Origin of the sequence: Psychrobacter sp. NG27 (assembly GCF_016106655.1) — a bacterium.
Taxonomy (GTDB): Bacteria; Pseudomonadota; Gammaproteobacteria; order Pseudomonadales; family Moraxellaceae; genus Psychrobacter.
The window spans coordinates 141,609-155,557 of the sequence record NZ_JADGIN010000001.1; the positions used below are offsets into that span (position 1 = coordinate 141,609).

Consider the following 13,949-nt stretch of genomic DNA (forward strand, 5'->3'; position numbering starts at 1 on the left):
TTAGCGTTGCTTTAGGACACATGAGCAATGGCTTAATGGCTATACATCACTTGCTTAACGCACTATCATTTAGCGCACGGTCTAAAATCGTATATGCAGCCTTAACCCGTTCCGTATTGGGATAGTTTTTATTTGCCAAAATAACAATCCCTGTTCTTTTAGTAGGGATATAAGCGACATAAGCGCCAAAGCCATTGGTTGCCCCTGTTTTGTTGACCCACACATCATCTAACATAGGGGTTGGCGGTTCATTCACTTGTATCTGCTGAGGTTGTAAGATAGTTTCTGTGGAATTACCCTCAACAAGCCGTTCTAATGTCGTCGGTAATGGATACATCTCCCAAGCCAGCCCTTGCGTAAAATGCTTGGTTCGATAGTAGCCCTTTCTATTGTTCTCAAGTGCTTGCTGCATCTGACTGTCTACCGTTACCAGCCCCATATTCGCCGCCATAAAGCGCGTCATATCAGCACTGGTTGATTTGATACCGTAAGCTTCTGCATCAAGTATTCCAGGATTGACCCTGATTGGCTCACCTGCCGTGTTATAACCAAAAGCATAATTCTCCATTTTGTCCGCAGGGACATCGACAAAGGTATTTGTCATCTTGAGTGATGGCAGCACTGTGTTTTCTATGAGCTTGGTATAGTCACCATGCATACTTAAAGCAGAGATATAACCAAACAGTCCGATACTGGCATTGGAATATAAGCGGGTTGAGTCGACAGAAAATTTGGGTTGCCAAGATTTATAATATCGCAACAGCTCTTTACTATTCTCAATCTCTTCAGGCACCTGTAACGGTAACCCACCTGCGCTGTAAGTACCCAAGCTGATGAGTTTTGTACTGCCGATGGCACTATTCTTTAGATAGGGAATGTATTTGTCCGCCGTATCATCGAGTGATAAGGTGCCATTTAATTCCGAATAACTGGCCAGTGTAGCAGCAAAGGTCTTACTCACAGAACCCAGCTCAAAGATTGTGTTCTCTGACACAGGCTGGTTGCGCTGCTTGTTAGATAAGCCATAATTATAAAAGTGTGACTGGCCATCTATGATAATTCCAAAGGCCATACCAGGGATCTGATATTCCGCCATTAACTGCTTTGCTTGCTTATCAACTTCCTGTTCTAAGCGATCATTAGCGCTTGCCGCTTGTGCAGTTTCAGATATCAGTAGTGTCGCAATCAGTACGCTAAACGCTAGGCTAATGAGGGGTTTTTGAGTAGAGGGTTTTTGAGCCGTCAATTTTAATGTAAATAAGTTCATGAGTTATTTATTGATGCCGTCTATTTGGTTACAGAAGAGATGATTGCTAAAGGTAACAGCTTTGACAGTCATTTATCATCATATTTTTTATACCTTATATTTTTAGATCTAATGTCTTATAAAAGCTTACGCAAAAACAGTAATAAATGGCGCAAAACTCTCAAATAACGACATACTGTAAAAAGTCAGACAATAGTCACAGTAAGGTTTGATATAGTCAGTTCAATATAATTTCGATACAAGGAAACCGAGTGCAAGTTATACATTAGTATGCTTAGCGAGGATGACGATGTAGCGGATTTATATAGACTTGACTAACAGTATCAGCCGATTGGTTGTACTAGGCGTTGTCGAATAAATCACCTATATCTTCGATCGCTGTATCTCTTCAATCACTGTACTAAGCGCGGTGATAAGCATACTATTCAGTGCAGTATTAGACACGATAAAAGGAATAAGCTATTGATGATTGCTCTCATTGAACAATACCCTCAGCTAATCAGTTTGGGCATGGTGCTTATTTTAATGATGTCGTTATTATGGCTGATACAGCATTTGCTGATTCGCTATGGCAAGCGCCTATTGGGTTTCATTTCTCGTGGTGAGCTTTGGCTGCGCGAACATATTGCACGCCTGCCACTGATGATACGCTTACAGCATAAATACCCAGCGCTATTTGGTTTTATAGCACAGCGCTTTGCCCGTGGTCACTTTTCTGGCTTGATACTCACCGTTTTGACACTCTTGAATATATATATTTTGGCGTTGTTTGCAGGCTTGGTAGAGGATGTGGTGAACGCTGATTCTATCGTCACCACCGATCTGTTTGTGTCGCAGCATATGAGCGTGCTACAAGACTCAAGCATAGTACCTGCATTTATTTTTATCACGAGCTTAGGCTCTACACCGATTACCTGCTTAATCATTCTACTGACGGCTATACTCTGCGCGGTCGTGCGCCAGCCATATGTTTTGGTCGGTCTACTGATCTCAACCATCGGCAGTACCGCCTTTGCATTTTTGAGCAAAATGGCCTTTCATCGGGCACGACCGATAGACATTTTGCTGATGGAGCACACTTACTCTTTTCCCAGCGGTCATGCCACCGTCAGCATTGCGCTGTATGGGTTTTTCGCTTATATAGCGATTCGTTTTAGCACTCATTTTGTCCGCCAAGTGCGGATATTATCGCTTACTATTTTATTGTGCCTACTGATTGGCCTCAGCAGAATTGTGCTAAATGAGCATTATCTGAGCGATGTGATGGGTGGGTTTTTGGTGGGAACATTATGGCTGACCATCGCCATTAGTATGATGGAATGGCTGACTGCGCAGGGCAAAATAAATTGGCGCATCGCATGGTCAGCGCCTCAGCGGTATATGGTGTGGTGCAGTATCATCACAGTACTGATCACGACCTTTGTATATGCCACTGTTTATCAGTTTCCGCTGCTTGGGTAGCAATGTAGGCTGGGATAATGAAAGCTGTATATTAAGTACCATCCTCCGCTCTTGACACAGCAAGCGCTTGAGCCAACACTTAAGAGATGCGTGGGTCGGTCGCTTGGGCAATATTAAAGTGCCTAAAACGCTCAGCGATTTACGACTGACTAAATATGTTAAAACAAATTTAAGTACCATCAGTTAGCACTCTTCTAAAACTTGTAGAAAACCTTGCCTCGTTATCGAGACTCTGTCTGAGTTACCTCTAGATGATAATCCCAATACGTATTAGATAGCGTATGGTCAGTCAGTTACCTTGTTGCCCTAACAACATACTCCATTCATATCATAGCCCTTCAATAATTCAGTCGCTCAATATAGCTCCTAATAAGCTTCCCAAAATGTATTAATACTCTATCGGATAGATGAATTGATGGTGTTGAGTAAGTATCGTCTCTAGAGTATTGCTAGCTTGCCTGCCGTTAGCACAAAACCCTCACGATGGCGGTGATGGTTAAGTATCTGCTAGAAAAAGTCACCTTTCTTTAACTTTCATAAAAGTACGTAACACCGCAATCTATTATTATTTACTTATTCAATAGAGCGACGTTCTACTCATATATCTTCAATCAATCACCAAATACTCTTACTTATAATGAAACTAAAGGACCTTACTATGAAAAACTTCAACTTGAAAAATATCGCCATCAGTTCACTAATTGCTGTATCTACTTGCTTTGCTGCGATTGGTCCAGCGAATGCTGCTCCTCAACCAGACACACATCATTTAACGCAAAAACAGAAAAATACAATAGAAGCTAAGCAAAAAGCAAAACATAACGCCGAACTCAAAGCAAAACAACAAGCAGCACTAAAGGCTAAACAAAAAGCAGCTCAGCAGAAAGCAGCATTAAAGGCTAAGCAAAAAGCTCAGCACGATAGTAAAACAAAACACAAAGATAGCAAGTTTGAACAGAACAGAAAAAATAGCTAAGTAACGCCTACAGCTATTGAATAGGGAAAACCACTACCGCATCTCCCTCTTGCCATGGCTGAAACTTCGTTATGGCTTGTACAAATAGCGGGTGTTCCAACCAATGCTGTAGCCATAGTTGCAGCTTTGGATACGGCAAGCTATAAAAAACCTCACGATCTACATGGGCAAACTGGCGCACAAATGGCATGATACCTATATCAGCAACCGTCACGCTATTACCTAGTAGATACGTATTCTGAGTCAGCAACTCCTCCAAAACCTGTAAAAAAACTTCACCCTGTTGTCGATATTCTGTTTGAGTCATCTCTACGTGGCGATCGGCATACTTGTAGCGATCAAGCCACTGTTTAAACTCATTGTCGTTTTGTGCTATCAAAGTATTAGCCTGAGATAAAACGCTTTCATTGAGCAGTCCCTGCGGGTCTTTTTGCGTAAGCGCCCAAATCATGATCTCTGCGCTCTCTTCAATCACAGAACCATCTAAAAGCTGCAATACTGGCACCGTACCTTTTGGACTAATCGCTAGCATTTGCTCTGGCTTGTTCTTTAGTGTGATTTCTCGCAGCTCTACTGGTAACTCGGCGAATAATAGACCGAGACGAGCACGCATAGCATAGGGACAGCGACGAAAAGAGTACAAGTAAGGCAATGCAGCGTTCATAGATATTTCCATAGTTGAATAGACATTAAACAGTAGGTAAAGACCAAATAAAGAGAAACCAGTAGACGTAAACCTACTGATATTAATATCTATTAATGAGTTGTTAAATGTTCAGTAGACTTATAGTTAGCCATCGTTTCTACCAATGACTGTGGCAGATAAGTATCTGTCAGGTGCGCGTGCGGATAATGCTGCTCAATCCACGATTGATAGCTATGAATGGTTAGCGTACCACAATATAATAAATATAAAACCTGCACGCCGATGCTACGCGATAGTCCCATCACACAATGGAAATTAATAAGCGTGGTGAGGCTATTCTTTACCTGATCATCTTTTATTTGACTCCCCTCTACCCGACTCTCATTATTAGCGTTTACTGCTCGCGTTTCTGCTGATTGTGTCAACGCTTCAAGTCGCTTAAATAGATCAATATAATCTTTAAGCAATACATCACTTAATGGCTGCAAGTCTAGTAAAGGTAGATATAAATAATGGACAGGCGTACTCGTCATGTTTTTAGCAGCTACTTCGAGATGATCAGCGTGGCTAGATATCTCAGCGGCTAAATCAACAACGATAATCTGATAGTGAACTGAGGGAAGCAATTTTTCCAATGAGCGCGACCGCTCTAGTAAATCACAGCCAAACAACCAATACGTTAAGTGATTATTTATATCCGTCTGCATCAATCGAGGGGAAGCAATCACTTTGACCATGTCATTGATAGAATATGGTGTGAGTGGATATTTTTGGTTTTTAGAGCAAACTTTAAAATACCACTGTCCCAAAAACGACATACCGTTATAAATGATAATGATCGGCGCAAACTTCATCCAAGTATATAAGGTGAGTCGTCCACTATTGGACTTTTGAAACCAACGTGCATCCCGCATTGGTTTGGCCTGTTGATAGGCATAAGCCAACGTTGTAAAGCTTATTAACCAATATAGAGCGATAATAATAGCTAAGGTTTCTATAGACTCAAACGCTATCATACTCATATTAGCAAAGCAAAACCCTGCAATCGCTATTAACAAAAACCCGATACTACCCACTGCCAAATACTTGATTACCAGTGCATTACGGATTCGATTCGACAGCATAAGCACCAAAATGGCCAGCACTGCCCCGCCTAGCATGTCTAGCAAATGATGTTGATACGTCAACACCGTGGAAAGAGCAATCAATGTACATATGCCCGTCAGCAATAACCGATAAGCCCCTGAAACCCATGATTTTCTAGACCCTGCAATATCCCATAATGACACGCCAAGCAATATGGCATAACTGACATGCAATGATGGCAATTGATTAAATGGCTTGTCTACCAATTGCAAAAACTGATAGCCGAACTGCGTCCAATCATCAGGTATCGGCCGACTGAATGAAAAACGAGCAGGATAAAAATAGAAGATTAAACAGGCAAAGATGGTCGCTAAGATTAGGCGATAACTCAATAAAGATAATTGCGTGGATGTCCGTACTAAAAAAAAGCTGACAACAAATAAAATCAACGACCAGCTATAAGGAACAATCATAGCTGGAATGAAAGGAATGGCGCTATCGAACGCCGTGGCGAGATTATGAATTGTCGATGGGTAGAGTTTATATAATGAAACACTATACAAAGTCGTCACGTTATAGAGCAGATAAAATATGGATAATGCAAGAGCCAGATGTCTAAAACGTGTTGATTTCGATGGCGCACGAGTCGTAGACAAAAGATGCGTAGACACAGTGTTCAATTAAATAGCCTTGAAATATGCTGACCTGTTTATATTGTTTGGGAAAAGCTCTGGGCGTGATGTCTAGATTAACACCACGCGCCATGCTCCTACTGTTTTTTCTTAAAAAACCACCTTGCACCTATCAGCAATGCTATTACAGCACCAATACCCAATACATAGATAGAACCAAACAAGCTCTTGTCTGCTGCAGCCAATGTCGGCGTGCTTGCTAATTTTATTTTATCATCATTTAAAACACTATCTAGTGCTAGATCATCAGCAGATTCATGCGAATGATTATCTACGTCATGGCCGTCTTCGTCATGATGATGTACCACCTCTTGACCACTTCCATCATGAGTATGCGGTTGAGCACCATCAGCTGTCATAGGCAGTGCATCGCTGTTATTTTGTTGCCACTGACCGTCAACCAACTGTAAACTTAAATGATGCTCATTGCTATCACTAAGCGTATATTGCGTCTTTGGAAATTGGTCAGACAGCAATACGACCGTCATTCGGTTGCCATGCAAGTCTTTAAAGAACGTATTGGTCAAATCAATAGATTCGACCGTATCGCCAATACCCTGCGCCTCGGCAGAGAACTGTGTGCCGTGGCCCAGCTGTACATTGGGGTTCACTACTTTAATGGGCTGGTCATTGATAGATAAAGTCAATGACTTAACAAAGTGCTCATTGGCTAACTGCTGAAACTCCTCCGCCGTTTTATACGCGTCGGTCGAGTACGTTTCGTTAATTTGCGCCTCTACTCCAGTCAAAGCACCATCTAGACGCACCAAATATTTGCCATCAGCCGCTTTCGACAGTATAAAAGTCGAGGTGTTGGGGTTGTGGGCAGTCGCATTGACGCTCACGATACTCAGTCCAAATGCAGCTAAGCACGCAACCGTCGTTGATGACAAACTAGTCTTCAGCATACACACCACGCAGTCCGTTGATAAAGTTGTTATTGCCTGCTTTGTCCACATGATAATGATATCCTCTCACGTCATCATAATGACCACGTGCTTCATCCAGATCGGTATATTCATTACCCTCTGCATCAGTATTAGCATATATGCCATAACCATCAAGCGCATAGCCAATCATTGGTGCATGACCGTCGTCTTGTTCAATCTTAGTCGTTAGTCCAGTGGCAGCATGATAATGGTAGCCGGCGTGAGGATTAATATGACCGCCTGCATCATCGAACGGCGCAAGCGTATAAGCGCCTAAGATATTACTGACAGGTGCTGGCGCATCAAAACGTACACCATTAAAGGCAATACCGCGTACCGATGGACCTCTCGATTGAGGGCCTGGGCCACCGAACTCAGTGATACTTGCTGAGGTTTTTGGCGTCACTGGTATATAGAAAGTATCGGTCAAATCTGCGGCGTACTCTGGCAGGCACTCCACACAATAGTTACGATACTCTGCACCGACGTTGGGGTTGGCCGCAGCGACACAGTCCTCAAGCGTTGATGTTTTTATAATCTTCCCAGTGGTTTTGTTATACATATTCCAATTACTGTCGCCATAGAACTCTGCTAAGTTTTTAACGAATTCGCCATCAACATCATGGACTTCGCCGCCTTCTAGCCAAATCCCACCTTTTGAGGCATCATCTGCAATATTGCTCGGACACCATGGACCCATACCAACGTCACTTGGCTTATTTTCGGTAACGATTTTATAACATTCACCAGTGCTGCCATCTGACAATGAGCATGACACCTTACTAATAGGCTCAACCAAGCCATCACTCAAAAAATAAGACGGTTGTACCGAAGGCATAACGGTATCTGCATTTTTGCTAGACACACTGGTCGTGGCGCTTGCATTTGTATTCGACACCTCGCTACTACAAGCGAACAGTCCGCCCGATGCGAGTGTCAAGGCTAAGCAGCTTAAGCCAAATTTAGCAGTAGAAAGTTGCATGAATAGTATACTCTTTATATAAATAGTTGATTAATTCCGTATAGAAATAATATAAATTGATTGTTAATAATTAGTAAATTTTAATGAGTCTGATAAAGAATTAAGACGACTAGAATTTTACCCAACCTACAAGCTCCACAAATCATTGTTGTCGCTTGTAGGTTTTATAAAACGAGACCCACATAAAAAAGCTTAGCCGGTCTGAAAGGGTCAACGAGATCAATCTTAGTTGGGTAAGGCCGCTTTCAAAGCCGCTTCGGTCACACCAAGATCTTTGGCAGCCGCAGCAGTATCGAGCTCTCTTCCACCATTTTTCATAATCGCGCTTAACAACTCAGTTTCTGAAACACCAAGTGTTGTCGCTGCTGTATCAAAACCTGGGGGCAAACCTTGGCCTGGGCCACCTGCTCCTGGACCTTGAGCGCCAATGCCTTGTTTGGCAGTGGTCGTGAAGTTATCCTTAGCGACTACACCGCTCAAGCAACTTGGCAAGTTTGGAAATTCTGTCGATGCGTGGTAGTGGTAACCACCTTTAGGGTTTTCAAGGGTTGCGCCAGTATGTCCGTTGCAGGCATCCAGATCGGTCGGTATCTTGCCATCACTGTCCACGCTACCGTAGATAGGATAACCGTCAAATGCATAGGCGAACAGGGCATCAGCCTTTTGCTCTAAGGCACAACTAGCATCAACATGTTCATGCTCAAACACTGAGTTGATGTCTGTTGATGTGGCATGCCAGTGGTACCAGCCACCCGGATCAATATGGCCACCGCAAGTGTCGAGCGCCGGCATGTGTCCGGTTTGTAGCACTGAAGGCGCGTCCGCAAAAATAGGCACGCCATCAAGAGCCAACCCAACTTTGGCTACAGTGCCTAGACTGGTTGCTTGGTCAGCTTTGACTGGTGATAATGGCAATAAAATGGTCATCTCGACCGATTCGTCAGATGAGGCAGACAGGCAGGCATTATTTTCCGTTGGCTGGGTCGTACGCACGTCAACGATATTCACCTTGCCGTCAGCGTCATAGAATTGATAACCCTGCGTCTCTAACATCGTCAAAAACTTTTCATCGATACGGTAGAGCCCCGATTCTTCGCCATCCCAGTTCCAGACACCACCTTTGTCATCTAGCGTCTCTGGGCAAAACGGACCAATTTTTAAGTTATCAGGTTGGTGCTTGACTACTATCTTTGCACACTTGGCAGCAGCGCCATTTTCTAATGTACAATCGACAGTTTCAGGGGCTTTTACAAGGGCATCTTGGCTGATGCGTGTCATATCAACACTACCATTAGCAATGCGATCAGCTTCTGAAACTGATAGCGTTTGACTAGTCTCGTTAGCAGCTGCTACCGAATATTGCTCAGCAAGTTGACTACAAGCGGTTAGCGTTACTGCCATACTGATCAGTATGCTATCGTAAAGTAACCTTGTTTTCATAAACCCTCTATTATGAGTAGTAATTATCATAAATTATTAAAAAAACCTCAATCTTGCCATTGATATTCGGCCATGGCACTAATGACATTGACACTTATAACCCTGACAATAATTATTTTTTAGTCGATTCGCAGGTAAAAATGATAATGTTTTTTATAACGAATACCACGTTGCCGATTAAAACTTACCTAGCTCTAACACGGTTTCAGCAGTGACCGTATTGCCTTTATACGTTTGAACCGTGACGTAATACTCATGTCCACTACCACCAGAACAAGGTGGCATATAAGCCCCTTCCTTGTCCCAGCCAGCGCCGCGATGCTCTGCTATCATCTCAAAACCTTTTGGCATCTCATAAGTATGTCCAGCCACAATCGGTAATTGCACCTTATTGGCGCCTTTTGCCAAGGTGTAACTCATGATGCCATGCCCGCCATTATTCATCTTTTTTGAATCGCGGTCGCTATATACCAACACGACACTGTCTGACCCTGCTGGAATACCAGACACGCTCAGCTTGGGCGTACCTGGATTGACCCCATCGAATTTTTGACACTGTTGTCCTTCAGGAATGGTCTTACCATCCCATTTACTGTCCACAAAATTAACATCAAGCGCGAAGGCATAAGAAGATGTGGACAGTAACGCCAATAAAGATAGGTGTTTGATAATATTTTTTGATCGAACAAGTGATTGAATAGAAGTCGACATTGTAAATTTCCTGATAGCTGGTTAGACTGAATGGGTGAAAAATCTCTTATAAAAATACTAGGGCGTGTTGAACTTAACTAACTATGCGTTTGTTCTTCTAAATTCGAGCTATTCTCACCTGGTGTAAAACCACCAAACGCATTGCGTAGCTCATGAGTAATCCTTGCAAGTTGCGTCGCATTTTCAGACCCTATCGCCTCATATATTTCTTGATCTAATTCGTGCCATACCTCATAAATCTGCGTTAATAGACCTTTCCCGTGCTTGGAGAGCTTGAGGATATTGCTACGCAGCTCATGCTCATCGACACGTCTTTCGATTAAACCCGCTGTCAATAAGCGTGATGTCATCGTGCTCATGCTTGCCGCAGACAATCCAAACTCGTCAGCCAACTGCACTTGTGATGCTTGCCCCATTCTTCCGAGCGCATCTAACACACGTGCTTGACGCGGCATAACATCCAAAGGTGTCAGCTTAGTACGCAGACGCTCTTCGATGAGATGACCACAATGCAAAAAAAAGTGAAACTGATAAGGTTGATTAGGCATATTAGATATTATTTAGTTAGTATATTAATTGTTAGTATACTAACTATATAACACTATTGCAAAGAATGGCGTTAATCTACATAGCACTTTATACATATGCTTCATAAATAAAGTGTTATGTAGATTACATAAACTAAATCATAAGGAATTATAACGGCATCTAAAATTGTGGAATTTAAAGAAAGGTAACGATATGGTAGCTATCCGTAATTTTTACCAAATAATCCCCTCTGTATCAGAAATGGAAAAATATCTAAAGTTGTCATAATAGCAACTTATTGTTGGCTAAAAATAGCTCGAACCTGTTGGAAATATAGTGATTTTGAACTTATACTTGACTATTTTTAGCCTTAGAAGGATTTGAGAAATGCAGTTTTTAGGGATGATAAGTCAGCAGTTAAGTCGGTTTACTGCATTGGTTATTATTTTGGCAGCGGCGGTAACCTTTATAGAGCCCGCAACTTTTTCTTGGGTGACAGGTGACACTCAGGTCATTGTATTAGGGATTATCATGCTTGCTATGGGCATGACATTGGGTAAAGAAGATTACAAAGTATTGGCCAAGCGCCCACTAGATATTTTTATTGGTTCTATCATTCAATATACCGTCATGCCGCTATTGGCAATTGGCGTGGCTCGCCTTTTTGATCTCTCACCTGGCTTAACACTAGGTTTGGTTTTAGTCGGCACTTGTCCAGGTGGTGTGTCTTCTAACATCATGAGCTATCTGGCTAAAGGCGACGTGGCGTTTTCAGTAGGCATGACCACTGTATCGACCATCATTGCACCTTTGATGACGCCGCTGTGGTTGAATTATTTGGTGGGTCAATCAGTTGAAATGGATGGTTGGGGCATGTTCCGCTTCATGCTACTAGTGACATTATTACCAGTCGCTATCGGATCTATGTTAAACATTTTATTTCACAACAAGCATTGGTTTAACGATGTGCGTGCTATTATGCCAGGCGTTGCTGTATTGGCTTTTGCCGCGATCGTGGGCGGCGTTGCAGCCGTATTTGGCAGTCAGTTTTTACAATCAGGATTGGTCGTCGTCTTAGCTATTGCGGTACACAATATCGTCGGTTACGTATTGGGCTACTACTCAGGTGCACTCTTTGGTATGAATAAGGCCAAAAAACGTACCATATCTATTGAGGTTGGGGTGCAAAATGCAGGCTTGGCAACGGGTTTAAGTACCAAATTTTTCCCTGGTAATGCAGAGTCTGCCATCGCAGCAGCCGTGGCTTGTATCTGGCATTCTGTATCCGGATCTGTACTAGCGAACCTTTTTGCTTGGTGGGATAAGCGCAAACAAGCAAAATCCCCCACTACTATCGATGCGGAAGAAATCCTAGACCTTGGTAAACCAATCAAAAATAATTAAGCTGTATTTGGTATACGACCATGGCACTACATGTGTTATTTGCGATGACATCATTAGAAACAGCTTAATAACAGCAGCAGTAAAAAAAGAGGGCTAGTGTCATATAACGCTAGCCCTCTTGCTGTATTCAATATTGACTTTGGATAATGTTATAAAAACGGGTCATTTACCCAATACTAAGGCGTAGCTTTTATCTCTAAAATAGGCTGTCCGTATTCAACGTTCTGGCCACTTTCAACCAAAACTGCCGTGACCACACCTTCTTTATTACTAATTACTGGCTGCAAACGGGTCAACTCGTCAATGAAGCAAACGGTCTGACCTTTTTGAATGTGGTCGCCTTCTTTGACCAAGTTGTCTGTTGCATCGTCTTCACTTAAGTAGACCTGCCCTACGTAAGTGGCACCTACTTGCAATACGTCACTACCCTGCTGTTCAGGCTCATGAGTAGTCGTGTCATCTATAGGATTAGCGCTCACATTATTCTGCGCACCTAGATTGTTAACCACCGTAATAGACTGCCCGTTGTCTGCAATCGTGACTTCATGCAGCTGACTGCTTTCAACCAGTTTGACCACACGTTCTATTTGCTCTATATCCATAATACATTCCTTATCTTAATTTTTTAGCTCATGCCCAGATATTTAGCAATGGTCATGACACTTAGGATACTCATAACGATGGCGATTAACCAACCAAATACCGCAATCCAAATCGGATGCTTATAATTGCCAACGATATTTTTTCTGTAGGCGGCAATCAAAATGATAACCATGGCGATAGGCAATACCAAACCATTTAACGTACCGACCAATACTAGTACTTGGGCTGGTTTACCGATAGTAGCAAACACCATTGTCGAGATCACGATGAAACCAATAATGAAGTAGCGTTTGTGCTTTTCAATAAATGGATGGAAGTTGGTCATAAAAGACACAGAGGTATAAGCAGCACCAATCACCGAGGTCACAGAAGCCGCCCAAATCACCATACCAAAAATAACTTTACCCGCATTTCCTAAAATGTACTGAAACGGTGACATGGCTGGGTTGGCGGGATCCAATGCAAAGCCTTGAGATACCACGCCTAATACTGCAAGGAATAAAAACACGCGAATCACAGAGGCAATCAAAATGCCAGAGACCGAGCTTCTGGTCACTGATTTTAAATTCTCTTCTCCGCTGACGCCTGCTTCTAATAAGCGATGCGCACCTGAGAAAGTAATATAACCGCCAACCGTACCGCCGACTAGCGTCACGATAGCCACTGCATCGATTTTGTCAGGCATGATGGTTTTGCTGACGGCTTCTGCTAATGGCGGATCAGATTTAAAGACCACATAAATGACCAATACAATCAGGATAAAGCCCATTAACTGAGCGAACTTATCCATCATAGGCCCCGTTTCTCGGCCTAGAAATATGGCTACGGCAATCACACCACTGATCAGAGCGCCTGTGATAGGCGACATGTTGAACATGGACTGCATACCAAGCCCTGCACCGCCAATATTACCAATATTGAAAGCCAGACCACCCGCAATGATTAAAAAAGCGAGCAAGTAACCGACACCAGGAAACACCAAGTTGGCGATTTCCTGTGCACGTTTTTTAGAGACAGCAACTACTCGCCAAACGTTAAGCTGGACGCCGATGTCCATAACAATAGATATTAAGATAACGAAACCAAAACTTGCCATTAGGCTTTCAGTAAATGTGGCAGTTTGGGTCAAAAATCCTGGCCCTACGGCTGATGTGGCCATCAGAAAGGCCGCGCCTAAAATGGCGGTATTGTGTTTTTTTAGGGTACTCATAAACATCCTTGTGC

13 protein-coding genes are annotated in these 13,949 nt (G+C 42.8%); 3 read left to right on the top strand and 10 right to left on the bottom strand.

The features are described 5' to 3' along the window. Nucleotides 1-46: 46 nt before the first annotated feature. Complete coding sequence (gene ampC / locus IP485_RS00580; RefSeq protein ID WP_198325549.1) at nucleotides 47-1,267, bottom strand: class C beta-lactamase; 1,221 nt, start codon at nucleotides 1,265-1,267, stop codon at nucleotides 47-49. A 465-nt stretch (nucleotides 1,268-1,732) separates the two neighbouring features. On the opposite strand from ampC, the gene IP485_RS00585 reads away from it, so the two are divergent. Both IP485_RS00585 and IP485_RS00590 read left to right on the top strand, forming a co-directional pair. Further along, nucleotides 1,733-2,728, top strand: coding sequence for a phosphatase PAP2 family protein (locus tag IP485_RS00585; RefSeq protein WP_198325550.1), 996 nt, complete (start codon nucleotides 1,733-1,735; stop codon nucleotides 2,726-2,728). 658 nt (nucleotides 2,729-3,386) lie between these two features. Then, the gene (locus IP485_RS00590; protein ID WP_198325551.1) at nucleotides 3,387-3,704 is read left to right on the top strand and encodes a hypothetical protein; all 318 of its coding nucleotides are present in this window, start codon (nucleotides 3,387-3,389) and stop codon (nucleotides 3,702-3,704) included. 13 nt (nucleotides 3,705-3,717) lie between these two features. Here IP485_RS00590 and IP485_RS00595 read toward each other — a convergent pair whose 3' ends face one another. The 7 genes from IP485_RS00595 to IP485_RS00625 form a co-directional block, all read right to left on the bottom strand. Next, a complete protein-coding gene (locus IP485_RS00595) occupies nucleotides 3,718-4,368 on the bottom strand; it encodes a glutathione S-transferase (protein WP_198325552.1) in 651 nt (216 codons plus the stop codon). Between the two features lie 92 nt (nucleotides 4,369-4,460). Then, a complete protein-coding gene (locus tag IP485_RS00600) occupies nucleotides 4,461-6,107 on the bottom strand; it encodes a phosphatase PAP2/dual specificity phosphatase family protein (RefSeq protein ID WP_320159106.1) in 1,647 nt (548 codons plus the stop codon). A 98-nt stretch (nucleotides 6,108-6,205) separates the two neighbouring features. Further along, nucleotides 6,206-7,036: a hypothetical protein gene (locus tag IP485_RS00605; RefSeq protein WP_198325554.1), complete on the bottom strand. Its 831-nt coding sequence runs from the start codon at nucleotides 7,034-7,036 to the stop codon at nucleotides 6,206-6,208. Next, nucleotides 7,023-8,039: a YHYH protein gene (locus IP485_RS00610; protein ID WP_198325555.1), complete on the bottom strand. Its 1,017-nt coding sequence runs from the start codon at nucleotides 8,037-8,039 to the stop codon at nucleotides 7,023-7,025. The genes IP485_RS00605 and IP485_RS00610 overlap by 14 nt, the downstream gene beginning before the upstream one ends. A 225-nt stretch (nucleotides 8,040-8,264) precedes the next feature. Next, nucleotides 8,265-9,479 (bottom strand): YHYH protein, encoded by a 1,215-nt coding sequence (locus IP485_RS00615; protein WP_198325556.1) that lies wholly within the window; start codon nucleotides 9,477-9,479, stop codon nucleotides 8,265-8,267. A 177-nt stretch (nucleotides 9,480-9,656) separates the two neighbouring features. After that, on the bottom strand, nucleotides 9,657-10,190 hold the full coding sequence (locus tag IP485_RS00620) for a hypothetical protein (RefSeq protein ID WP_198325557.1): 534 nt from the start codon (nucleotides 10,188-10,190) through the stop codon (nucleotides 9,657-9,659). A gap of 77 nt (nucleotides 10,191-10,267) precedes the next feature. Beyond that, on the bottom strand, nucleotides 10,268-10,738 hold the full coding sequence (locus IP485_RS00625) for a MarR family winged helix-turn-helix transcriptional regulator (RefSeq protein WP_198325558.1): 471 nt from the start codon (nucleotides 10,736-10,738) through the stop codon (nucleotides 10,268-10,270). 367 nt (nucleotides 10,739-11,105) lie between these two features. Here IP485_RS00625 and IP485_RS00630 point away from each other — a divergent pair, with 367 nt between their 5' ends. Continuing rightward, the gene (locus IP485_RS00630) at nucleotides 11,106-12,122 is read left to right on the top strand and encodes a bile acid:sodium symporter family protein (protein ID WP_198325559.1); all 1,017 of its coding nucleotides are present in this window, start codon (nucleotides 11,106-11,108) and stop codon (nucleotides 12,120-12,122) included. A gap of 176 nt (nucleotides 12,123-12,298) precedes the next feature. Here the strand turns inward: IP485_RS00630 and IP485_RS00635 are convergent, their stop codons facing one another. Together IP485_RS00635 and IP485_RS00640 are read right to left on the bottom strand one after the other, a co-directional pair. Further along, the gene (locus IP485_RS00635) at nucleotides 12,299-12,724 is read right to left on the bottom strand and encodes an acetyl-CoA carboxylase biotin carboxyl carrier protein (RefSeq protein WP_198325560.1); all 426 of its coding nucleotides are present in this window, start codon (nucleotides 12,722-12,724) and stop codon (nucleotides 12,299-12,301) included. 23 nt (nucleotides 12,725-12,747) lie between these two features. Further along, nucleotides 12,748-13,935, bottom strand: a complete 1,188-nt coding sequence (locus IP485_RS00640; protein WP_198325561.1) for an NRAMP family divalent metal transporter — start codon at nucleotides 13,933-13,935, stop codon at nucleotides 12,748-12,750. Nucleotides 13,936-13,949 lie beyond the last annotated feature (14 nt).